Consider the following 24,401-nt stretch of genomic DNA (forward strand, 5'->3'; position numbering starts at 1 on the left):
GTCCATGCCTAAAAAGATTTATAAAGCAACGCTCTCTATATTTTTATTCATCGGCATAATAAATATTTATGAATAAAGCTTTTACTTCTCAAGCTGATGACTGGACACCTGCGATCGCTATTGTGCAGAAGCGCTACGATCGCGAATATCGTAATGAAGCATTTGATTTGCCCGCTGAGGTGGAGTCGATGCCGCTTTTTCGGGAGTGGATAAGTCATGCTCTATCTAGCAAAATTGCTTCGCCTTTTTGGGAATTGGCGCAATTTCAAAAAAATCAGCGTTGCCTAGATATTGGCTGTGGCGTAAGTTTTTTGATTTATCCTTGGCGAGACTGGGAAGTATTTTTTTATGGACAGGAAATTAGTTTTGTGGCAAAAGAAGCTCTTAATTCAAGGGGTTCGCAACTAAATTCCAAATTATTTAAAGGGGCGCAACTTGGGGCAGCACATCAGTTAAGTTACGAGAATGTTTTTTTTGATCGTGTGATTGCAACTGGGTTTAGCTGCTATTACCCACTTGAGTATTTGAAATTGGTTTTGCGTGAAGCTAAACGGGTATTAAAACCGAATGGAGTAATGATTTTTGACGCGCTCAACCCTGATTTGGAATTTGCGGAAAATTGGGCAATTTTAGAGACCTATTTAGGATCAGAGGTATTTCTGACTCCGCTTAGTGAAGTTACTGAGCTTGTGCAATCTATGGGTGGCAAAATTACTGCCAAAAAAGACGGGTTGCTATTTTCCATGTATCGCGTTCAATGGTAGTTTGTTGAGAGTGGCGCAATGCGCCGCTCTCAACAAGCATTTGGTTTTTACTTATGTCCGAAAATTCTCAAACAACGGGTGCTGATGCGATCGATGTCGCGATCGCGCAGGGTATCGACTTTGATGGCACACCAATTGACCCTAAGAAACTTGATCTCTATAGCAGCGTAATGGCGCTTGAAGGCAATCGTCAGCGTAGTGGCGTAACTAATACCATGCGATCGCGCATTGTCCGTATTGGTGCAAAACACATCCCTCAAGATGAACTCAATCAAAAGTTGCTGGATGCAGGTTTTGCCCCACTAAAGGACAAAGACATAGCCTTTTTTTACAATAAATAACTTATTCGTTACCCCTTTCTCAGCCTAAAAAAATAGACAGTAAAACCCAAGAATTAGAGGTGCGGCGCTCCGCGCCGCACCTCTAATTCTTGGGTTAGAAGGAAATAAGAAAGGTTTCGCTCAGCTCAACCTTTCTTATTTATTAAAGCTTTTGGCGAATTTCCAGTAAATTTTGGGCATACTTGTCGATATGCAACCTTGCGATCAACATGATTAAGTATTGGAAAACTAGATCTACTGCTTTAATTACCGCTTTGTTTTTAACGGGACTGAGCGGCGGAGTTAACTTAATTAATGTAGATAGGGCGATCGCGCAAACCACATCTCGTTCTGTCCGTAGCCAAGATATTGAAAGACTAAAGCGATCGGGACAGCGCTGGATCGAAATTCGTCTGCGTAGTCAGAGACTATTGGCATGGCAAGGCAATCAACTCGTTTATGCTGTGGTTGTGTCCACGGGCAAAAGCGCTACGCCCACCCCTACAGGTATTTTTAACATTCAGACTAAACACCCTACGGCGAGAATGCAGGGTGAGGACTATAACGTACCTGATGTTCCGCATGTGATGTATTACAGTGGCAACTATGGCATTCATGGGGCATATTGGCATCGTAGCTTTGGAATACCTATCAGTCATGGCTGTACTAATGTCGCTCCAGATCATGCTGCATGGCTGTATCGATGGGCTTCTGTGGGGACACCCGTAGTTGTGCGTTAGCAAAACCCTAAAAACTGCACCGCCCACGTAGCGGGTGGTACAGTTTTTAGGGTTTTGCTAAATAAAACTTAACGAGCTAGAAATAGACAGAGGCGATCGCCTCGCAGTAACCTAGAGACGGTATCTGTAATCATTTTATTTTTCACATTACAGTCTTTAGGAATAAGGATAAAACTATGGCAGTTGCACGTGGTTCTAAGGTTCGCATTTTGCGTAAAGAGTCCTACTGGTATCGCGAAGTCGGTACTGTGGCTTCCGTTGATAAAAGCGGCATCATTTACCCAGTGATTGTTCGTTTCGACAGCGTTAACTACTCCAACATCGCAACCAACAACTTTGCGATCGATGAAGTTGAAGAAGTCGCCTAGATTCTTCTAACTCAAAACCCAAAAACAAGAAGGGACGCTTTGCGCCCCTTCTTGTTTTTATGGGTCTGAAAACTACTTTTTACTTTTACTTTTTTACTTGTCAAATGCCCGAATTACCAGAAGTTGAGACAGTTCGTATTGGTTTAAATGAAAATACGCTGGGTTGGCAGATTGAAGGTGGTGAGGTATTGCTGCCCCGTGCGATCGCCTATCCTGAAAATTCAGAGGCGTTTTTAGCAGCAGTCATTGGTGCTGAGTTCACAGAATGGCAACGACGGGGAAAATATTTAATTGCTCAGCTTTCACAGGGTGATCGGTTGGGGGTGCATTTACGAATGACGGGGAGTTTGCTTTGGTGCGATCGCGATACTACTGTGGGCAAGCATACGCGGGTGAGGTTGTTTTTAAAGGAAAAAGGAAAAGGGAAAAAGGAAAAAAAGGAAAGATTGAAGGAGTTGCGGTTTGATGATCAGCGAACTTTTGGTAAGGTTTGGTGGGTTCCATCTCATCAAACAACAGAATCAATTATTACAGGGTTACAGAAATTAGGTTTGGAACCATTTGATCCTGAGTTTACGCCAGAGCATTTAGCCGCAAAATTTAGCCGTACTGGTCGCCCGATAAAAACTGTGCTCCTAGATCAGGAAACTGTCGCAGGGATTGGGAATATCTATGCTGATGAATCATTATTTTTGGGCAAAATCCATCCTCAAAAAGCTGCAAATTCTCTTAGTTTGGAACAGGTCACATCTCTGCGTCAAGGAATTATTCGTTCTCTGAGTGATGGTATAGCGAAGGGTGGAACGACTTTTAGTTCTTTTCAGAATGTGGCTGGACTGAAGGGGAATTACATCGATACTGCTTGGGTATTTCGACGAACTGGTCAGCCTTGTAATGTCTGCGGTACATTAATCTCAAGGATTAAGCTCGGTGGGCGCTCAACACATTTTTGTTCTCAATGTCAGAGTTTATAGCGATCGCCTTTTCCCTCAAATCAAACAGCGATCGCCCTTCACAACCCATAAATGCGATCGCCCTTTTCCACATCAAACAGAGATCTCCACTCATCATTCACAAAACGGATCTCCTATCAATCAATAAAAATCACCAGACTCTCGGTTGTAAACTTTCACTATTGGCAATAATTACAGAATCTCCTGCGGGTTCGATTAAAAACAGTCCTTCTTGCGTTGCATATTCATCTGCCTTTTCATCAATTTTTATTCCTGCTACGGCTCCATAAACCTTGTAATTTTTGTATTTTGGAAATGCCTCTTTAAATCTTGCTAATACTTCTAAAAATCTCTTCACATTGCGAATTTCTAAATGTGACTTAACTTCGATCGCTACGATTTCATTACTATTTTCCACCAGAATATCAATTTCCATTGAGCCTCGATCATCATCACCCTTTACGCGCATAGCGGTGTAATGAACGTCAATTCCCTGTTCTCTAAAAATTCTAGCGGCGGCAGGTTTGATTAGATTTTCAACAAATTCTGCCCAGCGGCTGGTTAGTCCTCCGACTTGTTTGTTAGTTTGTTAGTTTGTTCGATTTGTTTGTTAGTTTGTTCAATAGTCTTTCGGAGTTCTGCCATTTCTCGTTCAGCTTGGTGCTGATATTCTTGTCGTTGTTGTTCGCTTTCTCGGAAGAGGGCGAAGATGTCGTCTAGAGTGATAGTGTTATCGGACATGGTATATATGGGATTAATTGTGGTGTAAGTATTTTAGCAATTAAGATAGGTTTTTGTGATCGCCTATTGCCCCACATCAAACAGCGATCGCAACTCACAACCATAAACGCGATCGCCTAAATCTCAACATCAAACAGCGATCTCCTCTCATCACCGACAAAACCTGATCGCCTATTTCCATTGTCAAACAGCGATTGCCACTCACTCACTAGATTCTTAGTTGATCTAGTAGTTCTCTAGAAATACGATCTACTTGTGGATGAGATAAACGACAACTATTTGGCAAATCCATTTCATCAACAAATGGGGAAATATTAAGCCTCTGACCTTGTATTCGACCACTATCAAAAAGCAACAAATTATTTTTTGTGCGTGTAACTGTTACATAAAAAAGCCTTCTTTCTTCTTCAATACGTCCAGCATCTTTAGCCATCTTATTAGGAAAGATTCCGTCATTAACATCAAGGACAATAACTGTATCAAATTCTCTTCCTTTGGTACGCAGTGCCGTCATTAGCTCGATTTTAGCTTCGCGTGAATCAGTAGTTGTAGATCTTTCAATTGCTCTATCTATATCCTGTAGGAATAACTGAAAATCCTTTTCGTAGTTAACAGCTAAATCAGCAAGATGACTAAAAGGTGGATCAGAGTAAAAAATATCATCTTTCGATCTCACAAAATCTTTTTGAAAACCTATAAAGACATCACTTGCTACTTTTACACACGCAACGACTGAAGACTTTTCAAGAAAAGATTTTAAACGAATTGAAACATCTCTTGGATTAACTCTACCTCTTCTAAATTGTCCTAGATAATCCCCAAACATATCTACTGTAGATTGAAGAGATTCTGGTTGATGTTGTATTAGCCATTCTTCAATTTCTTGGTTTTCTGACTTACTCAAAGGGGTCTTTTGTACTCTCTTAAGCAAAGCCATCATATCCGTAACATTTTCTCTAGCAGATCTAGATATCGCGTAAATATTTGGCAAAGATAAAAAGTGACGAAAATCTTTAAATGCTCCCCCTGCAAACACATTGAGATCTGTATCAATTGCAAATTTAATTTCTCTTTTCGTGAGTAAAATTTGAATTGGAATTAGCTGACACTTTTTACGTCCTACAATAGCAACTGTATGTTTGGGATGTTTCTCTACAATATTTGCAATTAACTCATCAACAATATTCAAAGTTATGTAAGCTGCTGGCACTGATACGACGCGAATATTTGCATTCCCTTCTCTGATAGGAATCATTCTTTTTGCAATGCGGCTAGTGTTATGGTTGATGAGTTTTTCCGAATGCGTAACTATATTTCTAGGACACCTATAATTTTTTTCTAATGTGATAGTCTCAAAATTGTTCCCATCTAAAATTTGACCAAAACTCATCTCAGGCTTTTGAACAAAAACAGACGTACATCCTCGCCACTCATAAATACACTGATCATCATCTCCAACAATTACTAAACTGGCATTTGAAAGATGGACTATTTGGGAAATAAGAAAAAGATCGAGAAGATTGATATCCTGAAACTCATCGACAAAAACGTGAGAAAACTGCTTTATTTTTAACCACCCCTGAGCTTGAGCATTACTAGCAAGTTGAGTCATTGCCCAGTATTTTTGATCTTCAAGCGTGATCAAGTTAGATTCCCATAATTTGTCACTGAGGTTTTTCCAAAATGGCATCCATAGATTGATAAAAACATTGTTGAAATCACCATTTACTCCAATATCCTCTACTAGCTTTTCGATAAGCTGTGACATACCTAATGCTCTAACTAAATCATACTGACTCTGAAGCTCTTCAACTTCATGTAAATGATTAAATCCAAGGCTTTTCATCATATTTGTAAGTTCTAGAATAGGAGAACAAAGCTTTGGATTCACTCTTTCTCCCCAAATATTGCTCTGTACCATTATTGTTTTTATCAAATTCATAGCTCTACCAAGACCTCTTCCATTGGGAGCAGCTATTTGTAAAGATGGATTTATCGATTTTAGAAGATCATAGCCAAAAGCATTTAATGTTGAAACTTTGATAGGAAGATTAGAGGAAGACGAAATTTTCTTGGCGATACGGTCTTGAATCTCGCTAGCTGCTGAGTTTGTGAAAGTCAAACATAAAATTCTTGCGTTTGGATTATTTGCTAAAACATTTACCGCTTTAGCAGTTAATGTTTGTGTTTTGCCAGAACCAGCAGGAGCGACAACACGCATGAACTTTGCTTGAGACTCAACAACCCGTTTCTGAGATTCATCTAGATCAAATTTTGATTGAACCCTTTCCCGATTTTCCGCTATAAGCGTTTTTGTTAAATCCTGCATAAAAGCTTTTGCTAATATGCGTACATCCCCAGTTCTAATCATAGATTTTAGAAATATCTTTTCAAATATTAACTGATTATCTCATGTTTTTCGTGTTTATAATCAATTCGAGATAATTATACAAATTTTTCTGATTGTATATAGAGCATTAATATTTTCTAGTTTAACGATCGCGATAAACTTCACGGCGATGACCAACTGAGACAACCACAACAACCAAAACCTTATCAATAATTTGATAGAGAACGCGATAATTTCCTACCCTGACCCGATAAATATCCTTTTCCCCTGATAGCTTCTTAACTCCGATAGGTCTTGGCTCATTGGCTAAGGATTGAATCGTGAGCGTTATATCCTGACGAATCTCAAGCGATAAAGCTTTTATTTGTCGCGCCGCCTTTGGCAATATTTGCACCTCATAGGACATCTAAACTAACTCTCCCACCACCGAATCCCAAGGAATTGGCTGCTCATCTAATCTTTCTGACTCAGCGATCGCCTCTAGAGCATCTTGCAAATCTAAACGATCTTCTAGATCAGATTCTTCTAAAAAATTAACCAATTCTCTAGGCGTAGTATCTAGAATCTTTGCTAGCGTAAAAATAGAAATCTGCGGCGTATCGTTAAAATAGAGCAAACCCTGAGAATCTTCCTGCTTTAACCATGCTAAAAAGCGATCGGGCGTAGTTCCCAAAACATCTGCTGAAGTTTCTAAATCAACAGTTAACTTTGCCATAATTTTACTCAATAGCTAAAAAGTAAGAGGCATGAATGCCATCTGAATTTAATTTTACTCTAAATATTCCACACCATCTCGATGCACGAAGAACCAATGCTCTATGGCATCTGCTATCATCCCAATTACAAGACTGCGATCGCTAAAAACCTTCTCGAAATATCACGAGATCGGCTTTAGCTTTTCTGCTAAAAAATATCCAATCATGATCCCAAAAGAACTTGCGACCAAATCACCGATATCAAAGGTGCGATTGGGGGAAAGTGATTGGGCTAACTCTTCGATGACAGTGAATACAAAAAACAACAATGGAAATAAAGGCAATGCTTTAGACCAAAATTTTACTGTGCGCCATTTCCCAGCCATCTGCCCTAAAAAGTTGCTAGCCCATAGAGGAACACATGACCAGCTTTATCATTTTTAGTCAGATATTCTGGAAGGGCATGGTTATAGGCAAGCACAATGATTAATGTAAATACAAGCAGGTAAATTACAACCAGAATTTTCCAAACTAACTTGTTCGATTTCATGGGAAAGATTTTAACTCAAAGTAATTTAGATTGAGGAAGGCACATCTATCCATTTTTTCTGCTGGTGAGACTCTTGGGTTAAATCCATAAGCAACTGTGACCATGCACCTTCATAAAGGCTTGGTGTCATCGGCTGTCCTGATTGAATTGACTTGACCCAGCGATCGCATATGGCTAACACAGGCGCAAGACGACCATCTGTATAGGTTTTCGGGAGGTCATATTCAGATGAAATCGGTACGACTTCCATTTCCGTGCGATCGATTTTGCCTTGGCGCAAACTGAAGCCATGCACATAATCCGATTGATTAGAACTACCCAATACAAGGGTTCCATTCTCTCCGTAAACCGTCAGCCAATGCCCACGACCGCGATAGGTGACAGTACTCAGAGAAATATTACAGGGAGTTCCATCAGTGAGTTCTAGGAGAATGTTACAGGTGTCATCGGCATCGACGGGACGCAGAACACCATTTGCATCAGGACGTTCAGAAATGCCTGTGCTGAGTTGACCTGAGAGACTCTTGATATCCCCAAATAACCAGCGCACATAATCAAAGGCATGGGAACCGATCGCACCTAATGCACCCCCACCAAAAGCTTTTTGGCTATACCAATTCCAAACCCGCTTTGGATCGGCGCGACCTTGTACTAACCAATCAATTTGAATCAGTCTTTTTTTACCCACATGATTCTGATCTAGTAGATGTTTAAAGTAGCGCCATTGCGGGACGCAACGAAATTCAAAGTCAGTAGCGGTGACGACTTGACGCTTTTGGGCAAGTTGATACAGTGCGATCGCTTGTTGAGCATTCAATGTCACAGGCTTTTCCAGCAAAATATGTTTGCCAGCTTCGATCGCGGCTTTTGCCTCTTCATAATGAAAACTTGGTGGCGTGGAGATCGTCACCGCTTGGACTGCGGGAAGTGCGAGTAAATCCTCAAGGCGATCGCAAGCGTGAGGAATACCAAATTTATCAGCAATTTGCTGCGCTTTCGTGCGATCGCGATGGTACACCGCCACAACTTCTGTATCAGGATGAATTTGTAGAGCAGGAATATGGATAATCTGACCAAAGCCCGTTCCGATAATACCAACACCAATTTTTGACATATTTTTTATTGCTTGAATGACTTGAAATTTTTTCTAGCGTAGGGGCAATTCATGAATTACCCCTACGCTACGCTCTTTCTAAAACTCGATTCCAGCTTGGGCTTTGACACCTTGCTCCCTAAAGGGATGTTTTACAAGTTCCATTCTTGTTACCAAGTCAGCAACTTCGATCAGTTCCGCAGGAGCGCCACGACCAGTCAGAATCACATGAGAATCAACAGGCTTCTCTTTTAGCCCTGCAATCACAGTCTCAACATCGAGATAGCCTAATTTGAGAGCAATATTTACCTCATCAAGTAGAACAAGCTTGTATTCAGGATTTTTGATATAGCTAAGTCCCATTTCCCATGCTTCTTTGGTTTTGGCAATATCGCGATCGCGATCTTGGGTTTCCCATGTAAAGCCTTCGCCCAAAGCCTGAAAAACCAGTTGATCGTGCCACATTTCAAATACTTTCTTTTCCGCAGGTTCCCATGCGCCTTTGATGAACTGAATGATCGCGACTTTATATCCATGCCCTAGCGATCGCAATACCATCCCCAACGCGGCGGTAGTTTTGCCCTTGCCGTCACCAGTATTAATGATGATCAGCCCTTTTTCGAGGTTACGCTCTGCGACTCGCTGATGTTGCACCTCTTGGCGGCGCTGCATTTTAGTGCGATGTTGTTCGGCAGTAAGTTCAGACATGGAGATTTCCTGATGAATAGCAATAAAGCGATGCTTTGTTAGGTTATTTTAAACCGTCATAATGCTTAGAAAAAATTAAACCCAAAAAATTTAGAGCAGGTCGCTTCACGACCTCCTCTAAATTTTTTGGGTTTTGTTGGTATATTTAGCCTTGATGCTACAACGGCTGCATATGTTTAAGAAAATCTTCTCCTTTGGTTTGCTTGTATTTGTCCCGATATCGGTCATCGGTCACTTGCAAGGATGGAATTCTACGCTGATATTTGTGACTTCAGCGATCGCAATCTTGCCCTTAGCAGGATGGTTAAGTACTGCAACCGAAGAAATCTCGGTGGTGTTGGGGCCTTCTTGGGGCGGTTTGTTAAATGCGACTTTTGGTAATGCGACGGAGCTAATCATTGCGATCGTGGCACTGAATGCAGGATTTACCAGTGTTGTAAAAGCTAGCATCACTGGCTCCATCATTGGCAACCTGTTGCTGGTGATGGGTATGTCTATGCTTTTAGGCGGACTGCGCTATAAAGAGCAGGAATTTCAGCCAACTATGGCGCGATTAAATGCTTCAGTTATGAATTTAGCAGTAGTGGCAATTTTGTTGCCGACAGCCGCAAATTTTACGACTACGGGAATTAGTGAAGATGTCTTGCAAAAGCTATCGATCGCTGTAGCGATCGTGCTGATTATTGTCTATTGTCTAACCCTTCTATTTTCGATGAAAACCCATGCCTATCTCTATGATGTGGGCAAATCTGAAGCAGATGATGCCGAGGAGAAAGAAGGGCATCCTCAGGAAATCAATCTTAAGTTATGGATTTCGGTTCTGCTTGGCGTGACCTTGTTAGTTGCCTTAGAATCTGAGCTTTTAGTCGGAACTTTAGAAGAGGCAACAGCCCAACTCGGCTTAACAGAACTATTCACTGGGGTAATTCTATTGCCGATCATTGGTAATGCTGCGGAGCATACAACGGCGATTACCGTGGCGATGAAGAACAAAATGGAACTCTCGGTCTCGGTTGCCGTAGGTTCAAGTATGCAAATAGCGCTATTTGTTGCACCTGTTTTAGTCATTATTGGTTGGTTTATGGGGCAACCAATGGATTTAAACTTCAATCCTTTTGAGCTAGTTGCGGTGGCTGTAGCGGTGCTGATCGCGAATTCGATTAGTTCTGATGGGCGATCGAATTGGCTAGAAGGATCTTTGCTGGTAGCGACATACGCAATTCTAGGCTTCGCATTTTATTTTCAACCAGTCTAAGTAAAAGCGGCGCAATGTGCCGCTTTTGCTAATCGCTATACAATCTCCGAAAGCGTGGATCGAGTTTGGCGCTTTTCTCTCGATTACATTTAGCACAAAGCGTTTGTAAGTTACTCATATCATTAGTGCCGCCTTGTGCTAATGGGATAATGTGATCAACTTGTAAGTTTTTAGCAGTAATATCGACTTTCTAACAGCTTTGACAATGATAATTGTCACGCTCAAAAACATATTTTCTAACTTCAGATGGAAGATTAATGCGCGGTGTTTTATCGGTCATTGCAGATAGCCAGTAATTAAGAAGTCTGTGCCAATTTGTTGAAACTGCGATCGCGATAATTCCATAGCATCAGTCATCAGCATTAAACCAAGATCATCAATAGGGCTAGGAGCCGTAAATCCGCCAATTAACTTAGGCGCAATAAAAGCATAAATTTTTTGCACCATACTAGCCTTAATTGCGGCTGCCCCTAAGCGCCCTCCACATTCCCATAAAGCTGTATTGCAGCCACGCTTACCCAACTCTCTCATCACAGCTTCAGGAGAGATGTCATCGAGTTCGAGAACCTCAACTTTGCGATCGCGTAGCTTTTGCTTTAATTGAAAATTGACATCAGGTAGAGTGATTACCAAAGTTTTTTCGGTGTCTGTAACTTTCCATAAATTCGCTTCATCAGGCAGATCACAGCTTTGAGTTACTACTACTCGCAAAGGGGAATGCACACTCAAACCATGGGTATTTAAGTGGGGATTATCGAGCCTAACAGTATTGCCACCTGTAATAATTGCATCACATCCCACTCTCAAGTCATGCACTAAATGCCGCGCTTCTGAACCAGTAATCCAATAGCTATGTCCAGAAGTCGTCGCAATTTTGCCATCAAGAGTCATCGCATATTTAAAAATGCCAAATGGTAAATTCGTCTTCATACGATAGAAGAATGCTTCATTTAGCTCTAAACATTGCTGTTCTAAAACGCCTGTAGTTACCTTCACTCCCGCCGCAATCAAGCGATCGCGACCAGTCCCAGATACTTGTGGATTAGCATCGATCGCACCAATGACAACCTCCCCAATTCCCGCCATGATAATTGCTTCAGAACAGGGAGGCGTGCGCCCGTGATGATTACAAGGCTCTAGATTGACATATAGGGTTGCATCTCGCAGATCTTCGACTTTTTGTTGCGCTGATCGAATTGCAAATATCTCTGCATGAGGTTGACCTGCCTTAGGATGAAAGCCTTCACCCAAGACCTGTCCATCTTGTACGATTACGCTTCCCACCATAGGATTTGGCGCAGTTTGCCCTCTTGCTTTTTTAGCCAAATCAATACTGCGTTGCATCCAGCGATCGTGCTGTGTTGATGCTTCTTTATCTACTTTTTCTAGCATTTAGGATAGGATTTACGGCGCTTTGAGTTGACATTAAAAACAAAGAAATTTTTGAAAGTGAGGCAAAGCGTCACTTTCAAAAATTTCTTTTTACAAATTGTTATGGAATTAGCTTTACAAAGCTGCTTCTTTTTTAAGCTTGTCGCGATCGCTTATCTTCGTGGTCGGAGACTGAAGAGCAAAGTAGAGCTTATTCAAAGCACTGAGATAGGCTCGCGCCGAAGCAACAATAATGTCGGTGTTTGCAGAATGTCCAGAAAGAGTCCCGACATCAGGATGCTTAAGGCGAATCGTGACTTCGCCGAGGGCATCAATACCTGCGGTAACCGATTGCACTGAGTACTCGATCAATTGATTCGGTACATTCACAATGCGATTAATCGCTTTGTAAATTGCATCAACTGGCCCAGTCCCCACCGAAGCATCAGTAATTTCTGCACCATCGGGCATGACGATCGTGACTGTCGCTGTAGGAATGGCGCGATCGCCGCAGCTTACTTGGACATGATCGAGCTTGAAAGCTTCGGGTGCATGACGAATTTCGTCGTTAACGATCGCCTCTAGGTCGCGATCGCTAATCTCCCGTTTTTTATCAGCAAGTTCCTTAAACCGCACAAAGGCAGCATTAAGTTCTTGTTCTGAAAGTTCAAAGCCAAGCTCTCTGAGGCGAGAACTCAAGGCATTGCGTCCTGAGAGCTTACCAAGCACGATCAAATTGTCGGTTAAGCCGATGGATTGCGCATCCATGATTTCGTAGGTGAGGCGATTTTTCAATACGCCGTCTTGATGGATACCTGACTCATGGGCAAAGGCATTTGCGCCGACGATCGCTTTATTGGGCTGTACCAACATGCCCGTAAGATTGGACACAAGGCGAGAAGTTTTGTAAATCTGCTTTGTGTCAATATTGCAGAGTGGCACAGTTGATTCCGCAGGACGACCGAGGAAACTATTGAAATAGGCGCGGCGCACATGCAGAGCCATCACCAATTCTTCGAGGGCGGCATTGCCTGCGCGTTCACCGATGCCGTTAATCGTGCATTCCATTTGACGCGCCCCATTTTTGGCAGCTTCAAGGAAATTCGCCACAGCCAAGCCAAGATCATTGTGACCATGCACCGAGATAATGGCGCGATCAATATTTGGCACATTCTCTTTGATCCCTTTGATCAAAGCGCCAAACTCTGAGGGAGTCAAATAGCCGACAGTATCGGGAATATTGACAGTGTTTGCACCCGCTGCGATCGCAGCCTCTAATACTTGGTAGAGAAACTCAGGATCAGAGCGCCCTGCGTCCTCAGGTGAAAACTCAACATCGGCAACTTTTGATTTGGCAAAGGCAACCATCTCTGGCACGATTGCCAAAACTTCAGCGCGAGTTTTCCGAAGCTTATATTCCAAGTGAATGTCAGAAGTGGCAAGAAAAGTATGAATTCGCCCCTTAGCCGCAGGCTTGACTGCTTCGGCAGCAGCTTCAATATCGCCTCTAGTAGCCCTTGCTAAACCACAGATAGTGGGGCCAGTTTCCGTACCAACTAGCTTGGCAATTTCTTGGACAGCATGGAAATCTCCTTTGCTGGCAAAGGGGAAACCTGCCTCAATGATGTCTACACCAAGTCGAGCCAGTTGCTGGGCGATTAGCAGTTTTTGCTCCACGTTCAGAGTTGCGCCTGGGGACTGTTCGCCATCGCGCAGAGTGGTATCAAAAAAGATAATGCGATCCTGAGCAACGTTAGACTCTTGGGGTGTTACTGATGTAGACATAATGCGTTATTTCATGAATATATATTGTGAAAGCGTAACGACGAAATTAGGCATAACTCTCTGGCAACTAGTTTGTTAAACTACTGCGATCTCCTCAAAATTATGCTAATGCAATCTTAGCCTTTTTCTTTGAAAATGGTAAGTCAAGCTTATATAGCCTTAGCCACTTTTATCAAGACAAATCAAAACCCAAATAGTGAGAGGTGGCGCTTCGCACCGCCTCTCACTATTTGGGTTTTATGTCCTAACAAGAATCGCAACAGCTAAGCCTTAGCATAAAAGTCAGAAAAACCAAAAGTCCAAAGCTAAAGACAATACTAAGTATTGCCTTTAGCTTTGGACTTTTGGTTTGCTAAATGGATATTTAATATACTCCGCAATAATTACAAGACAATAAATCACGTCACGATTTCCTATCAATTTTAATTATTGTTTCAACTTCTAAGGGTATTCATCATTTTTTGTTAAATTTGATACAGTAAAAATAAATTAATTATGTAACCGGCAAGACGAAGGCGGAGTCGTAAATAAGTATGTTTGGCAAAATCAGAGAAGCGCGTTTTCATGAAGGTCGTCAAGATCGTGATAAGGGCATACTACCTCGCAAGAAAAATTCTGATTATCTTGAGGGATATCTAAAGGATAGACCTGGTGGTTTAGATACAGTTATGCAATATTTCCCAACAGTGGAGGATTATATGCGATGGAAGTTAAATCACACAAAATCATCGTTCTAGTGCTTTTTTATGACACAAATTTTCGCCAGTCAGCACCAAGAAGATAGTCGGGCAGCTTATCTTCTTGGTGCTTATCAAGGGTCATATTACCCTAGTTAAAAGAGAACGTTCTAAACTAGCAGAACTTGCTGTAGCTTTACTTTAGTCATAAAGCAATAATTTTTTTAAAGCATTGCTTTATGATGCTTTAAAAAAATTAAATATGCTAGGCTATGGCAACTGTTTGAGAGTTTCGATGCCGCGCATGGAGTCTTTACCTGAATCTTCACAACCCCATGGCGATCTGGTAAAAAAAGATCGCAAATTGCAGCTTGGCGATCAAGTCAATCACCAGTCTGAACTAGCCATATCAGATTTGCCAGAAATTGATCCGCGCGATCGCTTTACATGGTCAAACTTTTTTGTAGTTGTAAGTATTCCCTTGGTAGGAGGCTTGTTAGGAATAGGACTAATTTATCTAGCCAATCCTTTAGCAATCAGTTGGCTAGCGTCTTCTGATGCACCTGCTTTTTACTCTAATTCATTATGGAATATCCCCAAAAGTATCCCGCAAATCCAAGCTGAGTTAGGACGCAGTTACCTAAAGCTCGGCGAAAGTTACAATCTCAAAACGGGTGAAACCATTTATACGGTTTTGGAAACAGAAACCCAGAATATTCGTGAAATTCGCTTCTATCAGACCATTTGGGATCGGGGTGTAGAGAAATACCTGCTAGTTAGCACAACCACAGTTGCAGGAATCGACGAATATTTTGTGCGATCGCCTAAGTTTAAATATGCTCTTGAATCCATTCCTGAACGGATGCGACCAGACCGCAATCGGCTTCCACTCAAAAAATTATCCCTATTAAACAATCCTCCTTCTCAATTCAATGGAATTTGGTTTAGTACAACGGGGAATATCGGCGGTATTGCCTATGGACAAATCTATTACTTTTCCAACGATAAGCGATCGCAGCTAGTAGAACTAGATACATGGACTAGCCCAGTAGGAGAGCTTCCCATATGGCGTAATGCTTTGCCCAGCAATACTAATTCTGTGCAATTGGTGGTTAACCAAACTCAAGAATATGAGCCTTCTTTGCTGATTTTTCAACCTGAAGAAGTAATCGTTAGATCCATACGTAAAGTGCAATTGCGTCAGGTGACATTAAATGAAGCAAAGGGTCAACCCAAATCCTATCAAGATGCCTTAGTGATGGCGAGTGTTGGTCTATGGTCACCTGCATTGGGCAAATTTAATCTGATGGTGGATGAATTGAGATCACAAGGGAAACAACTCTCGCCATTTTTGCAAGAACAGTATGATTTGATTGCATTGCATGCCAAAATTACTTCTGACCAAGCCCAGAATCCTAACTCTAGTTTGGGAGAAAAAGCATTAGTTAATATTATTGATGGAAGATGGAGTGAGGCTTTAGCGATCGCCAATGATACAGGATATAAAGGCGATAAGATTGCCGAAATGTTAGCTAAATATCATCCTCACATTTGGCAACGGGTGATGACCATGTTGACTTTTACTGGAGCTAAGGAAATTAAGCTATGGGGTGGACTAGTTGTTCTACAGCGCAATGGGTTACGCCGTGCCGAGCATTGGCTACGGGAGCAGAAAGTCGATCCTAAAGAATCCAATCAATTATTGCAACGTCTCGATCTTGCCCCTGTTACTCTCGACCCGAGACAATTAATCGGAACAGTTGCCTACATTGGTAAGGGAGATGCTGGATCGGAATGGTTTTTGCCGCCACCAAAGCTCGAATCAGGGCAAGGCTGGTATGAAGTCAACATCAATTTGATGAAGGACGGTGATAAGTGGAGCAATGCACCATTTAGCGAACTTAGCGATCGCTCATCAATTTTGTTGTGGAGAATTTTAGGGCTTTCTATCAATAGCAGTCTGGGAGTAGTACTATACGAACCCAATGGTAAATCGCAAGCAGCAACTATAACCGCCCATTCTCTCTGGGTTAGTAATAATGGTGGTCTCAAAATTCTGGCTTCAGGCGAGGCTGCACTTGCACCTTTGCTAAATAAAAGTATTCTTCCACCACTTGTTACCAGTGGCGGAGCATTTAATCCACCCACTGGAACTCCTGTCGAATGGCAAACCCTCTCTTCAATAACGATTGAACGCATAGTTCGGACGATGTATCGAGAGTTGCAACGCAATGGTGAAGTTTCGCTCAGCATTGAGGAGTTTGGTGTACTAGTACAGCAGCAATGGACTCTATCCTCGGTAAGTCTCGATGGCAGTGGAAAGCCTGAATATTTACTATTGCTCGATCGCGAAAAAGTTGATTTAGGAGATCGTCATTATCCCTTAGCGATCGCTCTTTCTAGCGACGGTTCGCTACTGTTTAGTGATATGAGTGGTGGCAGAATCTGGATGGATGTTTTGCCCAGCAGTATTGATGGGCAAATTCTCACACTTCGGAATGGACGTTACGAAGTGTGGAATTTCCGTTAGTCAAGCCGCAATAAAGCCCGATAGTAGAACTGCGGCACACAGCGCCGGCATTCTATTATCGGGCTTTATTAAGTGAAAATACTCGCATGATTCATTAAGCATCCATCCTCCATGTAAATAATGCGATCGGCAAGATCGAGAATTCGGTTGTCATGGGTCACAAGGAGAATCGTACAGCCTTGCTGTTTGGCTAATTTCTCCATGATTTCCACTACATCACGCCCTGATTTTTTATCCAGAGCCGCCGTTGGTTCATCAGCAAGAATTATTTTCGGTTGTCCCACCAAGGCACGAGCGATCGCTACTCTTTGTTTTTGTCCTCCCGATAGGTCGCTGGGATAATAATCCAATCTGTGGGATAAACCCACGGCATTTAAGACTTCTCGAATACGCTGATCAGCTTCTTCCGCAGTCACATCATGCAGTTCTAGCGCCATTTCCACATTTTGATAAACCGTGAGAAAGTTCAAGAGATTATGGGCTTGGAAAATATAGCCAATATTGCGACGAATCAGCGTCATTTGGTCGGGAATAGAATCAAGCAATTCTTGACCTAAAATCTTGAGGCTGCCCTCTTGAGGCGATCGCAACCCACCCATGAGCGTCAGCAAAGTCGTTTTCCCCGAACCCGATGGCCCCGTCATAATCACAATCTCCCCGCGATCGATTTGCAGATTAATATCATACAAAACCTGTTTACGGAGAACATCCTGACCGTAGTAATGATTCAGTTGCGTTACGGAAATAGCAAATTGCGAAGACATTGTTTTTGAATTACGAATTACGAATTAACAGCCACCAATCACCAATTACCAATCACCAATCACCAATCAAAAAATATCCGCAGGATCGGCAGTTTGAATTTTTCTCACAGCAACGGCGGCGGAAACAGAACACATGATAGCGGTTAGAACGAATACAAACGTAATGCGCCCAGCATCCATTGCCATTGGTAATAGTGTCGCGATATGAGTAATTTCATAAATGCCCCATGCCATTGCTGTGGCGGGAATGAAGCCGAGGACAGCGAGAATAAGGGATTCTTGGAAGACGACAATTAATAAATAGCGATCGCGGAATCCCATCGCTTTGAGGGTGGCGTATTCGGGTAAATGGTCGGTGACATCGCTGTAGAGAATTTGATAGACGATCACGGCTCCGACGATAAAGGCGATTACGACACCGAGATCGAAGGTATAGCCCACGGGTGTACTGGCGTTCCAAAAGGCTACTTCGGCTTTGGCGAAATCTTGTCTCGTCATGACTTTGACATCGTTAGGAAGGAGCGATCGCAATTCTGCTAAGACTTTATTTACATCAGCATCGGGCTTGAGCTTGACTACACCGATATCAATTAGTCCACCTTGGCGCGATCGCACCATTCGCAAAAAGTTAATATCGCTGGTGATGAGATGGGCATTAATTCCAAAAGTGGGGCTGAGCTGAAATAGTCCGCGCACTTGAAATTGGCGTTCGTCAATTTCGGTAACGATGGATTCGCCTGCTTTAAAGTTTTTTGCGATCTCCCCAAATTCGTTCCGCGCTCCAGAATTAAAAAGAACAGTGTCGGGTTCGCGCAGTTTTTGGCGATTCTCGGCAACTCCTTTAATGTTTAAAACTTGATGTTCGGGATTAATGCCAATGGCGTATATATCCCATATCTCTTTGTTATAAGGGTTGCGCCATTGAATGAAGTTGAGATAAATCGGACTCACGGACTGTACGCCCGATATTCCTGCGGCTTGGTAAAGGCGGCGATCGGTAAAGCGATCGAGGGAAATTAGCGATCGGTAGCGACTGCTCAAAATGACAATTTCGCCATTGATGCTGTGATGGAGTTCTACGGCACTGCTAAATAATGCGCCCCGAAATCCCATTTGCAAAAACATCAGCACATCAGCAAAACTAATTCCTGCGATCGCTACCAACAGACGCACGCGCTCTTTCCGCAATTGCAACCAAGAAAGAAAAAGCGGTTTCTTCTTTTTGGATTTTACTGTGACATTTATAGGCTTATCTATAATTTTGGTCATAACTTTTTAGGTTAGGAAATCATTTTAAAAATTTAAAGATGCTAATGTTCCCCCTCAATCCCGAACATCGATCGCTGCCTGAATACTGAGATTGGTTAGCCCTGCAACCAAACGACTAGAAGGCTCATCTAGCAATATTTTTACCTCTACGACTCTTGCATCGAACTGCGCCGCAGGATCGGTATTTAAGACATCTTTTTTACTAATCTGCAAGCCAACTTCCTTCACCTTGCCGCGCAATGTTTCGGAGAATGCATTGTTTTTGCTGACGACAGTGGCGGATTGACCGATTTTGACTCGGTTGATATCTAGTTCGTAAACCTCAGCAACAGCAACCATGCGTTGAGTTTGTCCCAAACTAATAATTCCGTTATTTCCCACTAATTCCCCAGCACGGGTATGGATTTTGAGAACCTGACCATCTTGGGGCGATCGCACTATAGCCAAATCAAGATCAGCTTTTGCCCTTGCTACACCTGCCTCTGCCTGAGCAACCTGCGATCGCGCTAATTCCACATCGACGGGACGAACTTCGGCGATCTGGTCGAGGGTGGCGCGGGACTCAGCAACCTGTGATTGACGCGATCGCACGATGCGTGATAACTGAGCCTTCGCTTCATTTAGTTGTTGACGTACTGTATCGCTAGTTAATTGCTTGCTATCGCGCAGGGAAGAGGAAACTGCGCCTTCCGTTTGCAGATATTGATACCGCCGATCCTCTAGCTCCGCATTGCGAAGTTCGGCTTCTAACCTTGCGATCGCTGCTTCTTGAGCAGCAGTTTCCGTTTGTAACTCTACTTGGATGCGATCGACGACTCTTTGCTGAGCCACAATCTGACCCGACTTTGCCCCTGCTTCTACTTGCCGTAATTGCGCTTCGGCAACAGCAACTCTTTCCTGTGCTTCCCTTAGAGCCGCCGCACGCGGAGCATAGTTATCGAGATAAGCAATCACATCACCTTTACGAATCTGTTGTCCATGCTGCACATTGAGCCGTTCGACTCGCGCACTTTCGCCAGATATCGGTGCAAATACTTTAATTACTTCGCCATCAGGTTCTAATCTGCCCAATGCTGAAACAGATTCTAATTTGGGAGTAGTTTCGGAAATTACAGGCTGGATGGACTTTTGGGAGAGGTTGACATAGGCGATACCAGCGATGCTTACAGAAGCGATCGCGATCGCTGTTAGAGGTAAATATTGAACTGGAAATCTAATGCTCATGGGGTTTTAACCTTTTTGATGTTTAGTCATATCTCGCATTACGCCCCCCATAATCTGCACCCTCGCCCAACGTGGCAAAAATGCAAGGGAATAGGTCAAAAGTTTGGAGATGAATCCTGGTAAGATTGTGGGCTTTTTGCCTAAAGCTTTTAGCGTTGCCTGAGCCACATCTACAGGATTTAACGCCATTCCCAATTTCATTCCCGCACGGGACGCAAAACCGCTATTAGTAGGACCTGGAGCAGAGGCAATTACATCAATTCCCATCGGTGCAAGTTCCACATATAAGGCTTCGGCTAGGGTCTGGACATAAGCTTTGGTCGCGGCATAGTGAGCCGCAAAGGGTGCTCCTTGAAAGCCGACAATTGAACTCATCAACACGATGCCACCATTGCCGCGTTTAGCGAACCTTCTCCCAAAATGCCAAGTTAGTTCTAATAGCGATCGGCAATTAACATTCAGCATTTCCATTTCTGTTTCTATGGGCAAGGCAAGGAATGCTCCCGCAGTCCCGAACCCCGCCGCCGCCACAAGTAGCCCAATATCGAGATCTTGAGTTACTTCCACAATGATTTTGGTTCCCGAATCGATCGCTAAGTCAACGGCAAGAACCTTGACCTCGATGGCATAGCGATCGCGCCAATCAACCGCCATTTGCTCTAATACATTTTGACTCCGTGCAACTAGAACCAGATTTAGCCCTGATTCCGCAAGTCGCAGCGCCATCTCACGCCCGATCCCTGAAGAAGCACCCGTCACGATTGCCCAAGATCCGTATCGCTTAGTCAAGTTGCTAGCGCGATATTGCTTACGAGAATTAATACCCTGCATTTTTAACTCCGTTTTTTGTATTCAAGTTTTTGAATACAAAAAACAATGTATACTTAAACCATAAAATTCGTCAAGTAGTTTGCGATCAAAAATGGCGCTCAAACAAACCATCCTTGCTTTCCTATCTCGGCAATCCCTCAGTGGCTATGAAGTCGCCAAAGAATTTGCCGAAGGTTTTGGGAGTTGTTTCTGGAAAGCAAGCCAGCAGCAAATTTACGCCGAATTAGCCAAGCTAGAAAAGCAGGGCAGTTTGACCTATGAGGCAATTCCACAGGCAGGGCGACTAGATAAAAAGATTTATTCAATTACCGAGCAAGGACTGAAAGAACTCACCGATTGGCTAGTCCTGCCCAGCGAACCGACTGCAATTCGCGAAGATTTAGGCGTAATGGGCTTAGCTGCTCATTTGGTTCCCCATGAAGTGATGATGAGGGAAATCGAAAGACGGCGGCAACTCCATGCGAATATGGTGCTTCATGTCAAAAAAATGGATGATCACTTTGCTCGAAATTTGGAATCATTGGAGCTAAAGGATCTATATATGCATCTAATTATCCGCCGTGCGATTCGCTACCAAGAAGACTGGGTCGGCTGGTGTGATGAAGTGTTAGAAGCGATCGCACAAGAAGTAAAGCCCAAGGATTGATAAGTTGCACTCTGTGCAACTTATCAATCCTTGGGCTCTATGTCACATCATATTTGACGACAGCTAAATCATGGCGATCGCCCAAATTTTAGAACAAGAAATATCGCTGCGCCATTGGTAAAACTGAAGCTGGTTCGCAGGTTAACAATTCGCCATCGGCTCTCACTTCATAGGTTTCAGGGTCAACTTCCATATGCGGTAGAGCATCATTGAGCTTCATATCGAGCTTGCTGATATTCCGCACACCTTTGACCGCGACCGCCTTTTTTTTCAACCCCAATTGATCGGGAATACCCCGCTCCATTGCAATTTGAGAAACGAAAGTGAAAGAGGTCTGCGCGATCGCCCCGCCATAACTGCCAAACATTGGACGCATATAGACAGGCTGTGGTGTGGGAATACTGGCATTCGCATCACCCATCTGCGCCCATGCAATAAAGCCGCCCTTAATTACCATTTCTGGCTTCACACCAAAAAAGGCGGGATGCCACAGCACCAGATCGGCAATTTTGCCAACTTCAACAGAACCAACATATTCGGAAATACCGTGAGTAATTGCAGGATTAATCGTGTACTTGGCGATATATCTCTGAGCGCGAAAATTGTCGGCGCTTACTGATCCTCCAGTCCCAGAAAGAACACCTCTTTGAACTTTCATCTTATGTGCAGTTTGCCAAGTTCTGATAATCACTTCACCAACTCTTCCCATCGCTTGCGAGTCCGAAGAAAGCATACTAAACGCACCGAGATCATGGAGAATATCTTCGGCTGCGATCGTCTCGCGCCGAATGCGCGACTCAGCAAACGCGACATCTTCAGCAATACTAGGATCGAGGTGGTGACAAACCATCAACATGTCTAGATGTTCATCTAAGGTGTTTAAGGTGTAAGGACGAGTTGGATTAGTCGAAGAGGGAAGGACATTCGCTTCACCGCAGATTTTGATGATGTCAGGAGCATGACCGCCGCCAGCACCTTCGGTGTGATAGGTATGAATTACACGATTCTTGAATGCTGCGATCGTATCTTCCACAAATCCTGCTTCATTAAGTGTGTCGGTATGAATCGCAACTTGCACATCATATTCATCAGCAACACTTAAGCAAGTATCAATAGTCGCAGGCGTAGTTCCCCAATCTTCATGGAGTTTCAAACCGATTACCCCAGCTTCCACCTGTTCGATTAAGCCCTCAGGTTTACTGCTATTTCCCTTGCCGGAAAATCCTATATTCATCGGAAAGGCATCAGCAGATTGCAACATCCGATAGATATTCCAAGGGCCTGGAGTACAAGTCGTAGCATTAGAACCAACGGCTGGCCCCGTACCACCACCGATCATGGTCGTGATGCCAGATGCGATCGCTACTTCGATTTGCTGCGGACAAATAAAATGAATATGCGTATCAATACCACCTGCTGTAAGAATGCGACCTTCTCCTGCAATGATTTCCGTTCCAGCGCCGATGATAATATTTACATTGTCCTGAATGTAAGGATTTCCCGCCTTACCGATCGCCACAATCTTGCCATCTTTAATCCCAACATCAGCTTTAACAACTCCCCACCAATCAAGAATTAGGGCATTAGTAATCGCGACATCTACAGCTCCATTGGCATTGGTAATTGGCGATTGTCCCATGCCATCGCGAATCACCTTGCCACCACCAAATTTGACTTCATCACCATAGGTAGTATAGTCGCGTTCTACTTCGATAAATAATTCTGTATCAGCTAAACGAACCTTGTCACCAACTGTAGGTCCATAGGTTTCCGCATAGGCGCGGCGAGACATTCTATAACTCATCTGTTTAATTCTCCAATTTGCCTTCAACTAAGGCATTAAATCCATAAATCTCGCGAGTACCCACATAAGGCACAAGGTTTACATCTTTCTCATCGCCTGGCTCAAAACGGATAGAAGTACCCGCAGGAATATCAAGGTGAGTGCCCTTAGCGCGATCGCGATCAAATATCAAAGCGCGATTTGTTTCATAAAAGTGATAATGCGAACCTACTTGGATCGGGCGATCGCCTGAATTACCAACTTTGAGAGTAATCACCTCGCGCCCAGCATTTAATTCAATATCACCTTCTAGCGCAATTATTTCACCAACAATCATAATTTTGTCTCCTTTTTTAAATATTTAGAATCTCAGCAGCAGTTAAGTCTAATTCAGGAAAAGTTCCAGAAATAATTTTGTCTTCTCCTGTAAATTTAGAGGTTTGATATTTGCCATTTTCGTCCAGTAAATTTACAAATACAGTGGGGATTTTAGGATTGCCTAAAAACTCACGACTAGCGATCGCTAAATAATCCACAATCCAATATTCAGGAATACCCAAGCGCTGATATTCCTCAAACTTATCAATGTAATCATCTTCCCAATTGTTTGAGGTTACTTCTAAAGCTAATTGAATTGGCTTTTGCAAAGGAGAATAGTCAGATGGATTAGATCGCCAAAATTCTCGGTCAATGACACTAAGATCGGGGGTTCTACTTTGCTTTGCACCGTTAGATTTTGTCGTTCTTATACTTACATTTTGACGTACTACAAAATCTAAATTTAATTTATCAATTTCCTGATCAAATTTTTTGTAAGCAAAAGCAACAACATCTTCATGCTGTCTGGTATTTACCACCTTAATTATTTCTCCATCAACAAATTCATAACGACCATCTGTAAGACGCATTCCTACAAATTGTTCATAAGTCAACTTTGATTTAATTTGTGATCCTTGTGTTTCAGCGATCGCGATCATCTCAAAC

26 protein-coding genes and 1 pseudogene are annotated in these 24,401 nt (G+C 42.9%); 8 read left to right on the forward strand and 19 right to left on the reverse strand.

Annotation, left to right across the window (positions count from 1 at the left end; translation table 11 throughout):
• The first annotated feature begins 68 nt into the window (after positions 1-68).
• The 5 genes from PseudUWO311_RS13585 (at position 69) to PseudUWO311_RS13605 (ending at position 3,166) form a co-directional block, all read left to right on the forward strand.
• Positions 69-764, forward strand: coding sequence for a class I SAM-dependent methyltransferase (locus PseudUWO311_RS13585; RefSeq protein ID WP_142655776.1), 696 nt, complete (start codon positions 69-71; stop codon positions 762-764).
• Between the two features lie 53 nt (positions 765-817).
• A complete protein-coding gene (locus tag PseudUWO311_RS13590; protein ID WP_142655777.1) occupies positions 818-1,105 on the forward strand; it encodes a DUF4090 family protein in 288 nt (95 codons plus the stop codon).
• Positions 1,106-1,314: 209 nt separating this feature from the next.
• Positions 1,315-1,824, forward strand: a complete 510-nt coding sequence (locus PseudUWO311_RS13595) for a L,D-transpeptidase (RefSeq protein WP_190303493.1) — start codon at positions 1,315-1,317, stop codon at positions 1,822-1,824.
• A 176-nt stretch (positions 1,825-2,000) separates the two neighbouring features.
• Positions 2,001-2,192, forward strand: coding sequence for a photosystem I reaction center subunit IV (locus tag PseudUWO311_RS13600; RefSeq protein WP_009626231.1), 192 nt, complete (start codon positions 2,001-2,003; stop codon positions 2,190-2,192).
• Between the two features lie 104 nt (positions 2,193-2,296).
• Positions 2,297-3,166, forward strand: a complete 870-nt coding sequence (locus PseudUWO311_RS13605; protein WP_142655778.1) for a DNA-formamidopyrimidine glycosylase — start codon at positions 2,297-2,299, stop codon at positions 3,164-3,166.
• 130 nt (positions 3,167-3,296) lie between these two features.
• Here PseudUWO311_RS13605 and PseudUWO311_RS24395 read toward each other — a convergent pair whose 3' ends face one another.
• The 9 genes from PseudUWO311_RS24395 to cobO form a co-directional block, all read right to left on the reverse strand.
• Positions 3,297-3,581, reverse strand: a complete 285-nt coding sequence (locus tag PseudUWO311_RS24395; RefSeq protein WP_223807571.1) for a hypothetical protein — start codon at positions 3,579-3,581, stop codon at positions 3,297-3,299.
• 125 nt (positions 3,582-3,706) lie between these two features.
• The gene (locus PseudUWO311_RS24400; protein WP_223807572.1) at positions 3,707-3,886 is read right to left on the reverse strand and encodes a hypothetical protein; all 180 of its coding nucleotides are present in this window, start codon (positions 3,884-3,886) and stop codon (positions 3,707-3,709) included.
• A 208-nt stretch (positions 3,887-4,094) separates the two neighbouring features.
• Positions 4,095-6,257 (reverse strand): ATP-dependent helicase, encoded by a 2,163-nt coding sequence (locus tag PseudUWO311_RS13615; protein WP_142655779.1) that lies wholly within the window; start codon positions 6,255-6,257, stop codon positions 4,095-4,097.
• 121 nt (positions 6,258-6,378) lie between these two features.
• On the reverse strand, positions 6,379-6,642 hold the full coding sequence (locus PseudUWO311_RS13620) for a type II toxin-antitoxin system RelE family toxin (protein ID WP_142655780.1): 264 nt from the start codon (positions 6,640-6,642) through the stop codon (positions 6,379-6,381).
• On the reverse strand, positions 6,643-6,951 hold the full coding sequence (locus PseudUWO311_RS13625) for a hypothetical protein (RefSeq protein ID WP_142655781.1): 309 nt from the start codon (positions 6,949-6,951) through the stop codon (positions 6,643-6,645).
• 162 nt (positions 6,952-7,113) lie between these two features.
• Positions 7,114-7,317 carry a VanZ family protein gene (locus PseudUWO311_RS24890; RefSeq protein ID WP_142655782.1) on the reverse strand — a complete coding sequence of 68 codons (204 nt, stop codon included), beginning with the start codon at positions 7,315-7,317 and terminating at the stop codon, positions 7,114-7,116.
• A gap of 5 nt (positions 7,318-7,322) precedes the next feature.
• Positions 7,323-7,481, reverse strand: a complete 159-nt coding sequence (locus PseudUWO311_RS24895; protein ID WP_190303494.1) for a hypothetical protein — start codon at positions 7,479-7,481, stop codon at positions 7,323-7,325.
• A 25-nt stretch (positions 7,482-7,506) separates the two neighbouring features.
• Entirely contained in the window at positions 7,507-8,595 is a 1,089-nt protein-coding gene (locus tag PseudUWO311_RS13635) for a Gfo/Idh/MocA family protein (protein WP_142655783.1), read from the reverse strand.
• Positions 8,596-8,673: 78 nt separating this feature from the next.
• Positions 8,674-9,282: a cob(I)yrinic acid a,c-diamide adenosyltransferase gene (gene cobO / locus PseudUWO311_RS13640; RefSeq protein ID WP_190303495.1), complete on the reverse strand. Its 609-nt coding sequence runs from the start codon at positions 9,280-9,282 to the stop codon at positions 8,674-8,676.
• Between the two features lie 172 nt (positions 9,283-9,454).
• On the opposite strand from cobO, the gene cax reads away from it, so the two are divergent.
• Positions 9,455-10,537, forward strand: coding sequence for a calcium/proton exchanger (gene cax, locus PseudUWO311_RS13645; protein WP_142655785.1), 1,083 nt, complete (start codon positions 9,455-9,457; stop codon positions 10,535-10,537).
• 28 nt (positions 10,538-10,565) lie between these two features.
• On the opposite strand, the pseudogene PseudUWO311_RS24900 reads toward cax, so the two are convergent.
• The 3 genes and pseudogenes from PseudUWO311_RS24900 to PseudUWO311_RS13660 all read right to left on the reverse strand — a co-directional run bounded on the left by PseudUWO311_RS24900 (position 10,566) and on the right by PseudUWO311_RS13660 (position 13,693).
• Positions 10,566-10,817: pseudogene (locus tag PseudUWO311_RS24900) on the reverse strand (HNH endonuclease).
• Positions 10,814-11,929 carry a bifunctional diaminohydroxyphosphoribosylaminopyrimidine deaminase/5-amino-6-(5-phosphoribosylamino)uracil reductase RibD gene (gene ribD, locus PseudUWO311_RS13655; RefSeq protein ID WP_142655786.1) on the reverse strand — a complete coding sequence of 372 codons (1,116 nt, stop codon included), beginning with the start codon at positions 11,927-11,929 and terminating at the stop codon, positions 10,814-10,816. Before ribD ends, PseudUWO311_RS24900 begins: the two are co-directional and overlap by 4 nt.
• 114 nt (positions 11,930-12,043) lie before the next feature.
• Positions 12,044-13,693, reverse strand: coding sequence for a 2-isopropylmalate synthase (locus PseudUWO311_RS13660; RefSeq protein ID WP_142655787.1), 1,650 nt, complete (start codon positions 13,691-13,693; stop codon positions 12,044-12,046).
• A gap of 939 nt (positions 13,694-14,632) precedes the next feature.
• On the opposite strand from PseudUWO311_RS13660, the gene PseudUWO311_RS13670 reads away from it, so the two are divergent.
• Positions 14,633-16,900: a hypothetical protein gene (locus PseudUWO311_RS13670; RefSeq protein WP_142655789.1), complete on the forward strand. Its 2,268-nt coding sequence runs from the start codon at positions 14,633-14,635 to the stop codon at positions 16,898-16,900.
• 68 nt (positions 16,901-16,968) lie between these two features.
• On the opposite strand, the gene PseudUWO311_RS13675 is transcribed toward PseudUWO311_RS13670, so the two are convergent.
• The 4 genes from PseudUWO311_RS13675 to PseudUWO311_RS13690 all read right to left on the reverse strand — a co-directional run bounded on the left by PseudUWO311_RS13675 (position 16,969) and on the right by PseudUWO311_RS13690 (position 20,988).
• Positions 16,969-17,664, reverse strand: a complete 696-nt coding sequence (locus tag PseudUWO311_RS13675) for a DevA family ABC transporter ATP-binding protein (RefSeq protein WP_142655790.1) — start codon at positions 17,662-17,664, stop codon at positions 16,969-16,971.
• A 66-nt stretch (positions 17,665-17,730) separates the two neighbouring features.
• Entirely contained in the window at positions 17,731-18,933 is a 1,203-nt protein-coding gene (gene devC / locus PseudUWO311_RS13680; protein WP_142655791.1) for an ABC transporter permease DevC, read from the reverse strand.
• Positions 18,934-18,987: 54 nt separating this feature from the next.
• Positions 18,988-20,157: an ABC exporter membrane fusion protein gene (locus PseudUWO311_RS13685; RefSeq protein ID WP_142655792.1), complete on the reverse strand. Its 1,170-nt coding sequence runs from the start codon at positions 20,155-20,157 to the stop codon at positions 18,988-18,990.
• A gap of 6 nt (positions 20,158-20,163) precedes the next feature.
• Positions 20,164-20,988, reverse strand: a complete 825-nt coding sequence (locus tag PseudUWO311_RS13690) for an SDR family NAD(P)-dependent oxidoreductase (RefSeq protein ID WP_142655793.1) — start codon at positions 20,986-20,988, stop codon at positions 20,164-20,166.
• A 91-nt stretch (positions 20,989-21,079) separates the two neighbouring features.
• Between PseudUWO311_RS13690 and PseudUWO311_RS13695 the strand changes: the two genes are divergently transcribed.
• On the forward strand, positions 21,080-21,634 hold the full coding sequence (locus tag PseudUWO311_RS13695) for a PadR family transcriptional regulator (RefSeq protein ID WP_142655794.1): 555 nt from the start codon (positions 21,080-21,082) through the stop codon (positions 21,632-21,634).
• Positions 21,635-21,722: 88 nt separating this feature from the next.
• Here PseudUWO311_RS13695 and ureC read toward each other — a convergent pair whose 3' ends face one another.
• The 3 genes from ureC to PseudUWO311_RS13710 are packed head-to-tail and all read right to left on the reverse strand — an operon-like array spanning position 21,723 to position 24,394.
• Positions 21,723-23,438 carry an urease subunit alpha gene (ureC, locus tag PseudUWO311_RS13700; protein WP_190303496.1) on the reverse strand — a complete coding sequence of 572 codons (1,716 nt, stop codon included), beginning with the start codon at positions 23,436-23,438 and terminating at the stop codon, positions 21,723-21,725.
• A 4-nt stretch (positions 23,439-23,442) separates the two neighbouring features.
• Complete coding sequence (locus tag PseudUWO311_RS13705) at positions 23,443-23,754, reverse strand: urease subunit beta (RefSeq protein WP_103670767.1); 312 nt, start codon at positions 23,752-23,754, stop codon at positions 23,443-23,445.
• A 16-nt stretch (positions 23,755-23,770) separates the two neighbouring features.
• A complete protein-coding gene (locus tag PseudUWO311_RS13710) occupies positions 23,771-24,394 on the reverse strand; it encodes a Uma2 family endonuclease (protein ID WP_190303497.1) in 624 nt (207 codons plus the stop codon).
• Positions 24,395-24,401: the final 7 nt, after the last annotated feature.

Source organism: Pseudanabaena sp. UWO311 (assembly GCF_006937785.1).
Classification (GTDB): domain Bacteria; phylum Cyanobacteriota; class Cyanobacteriia; order Pseudanabaenales; family Pseudanabaenaceae; genus Pseudanabaena.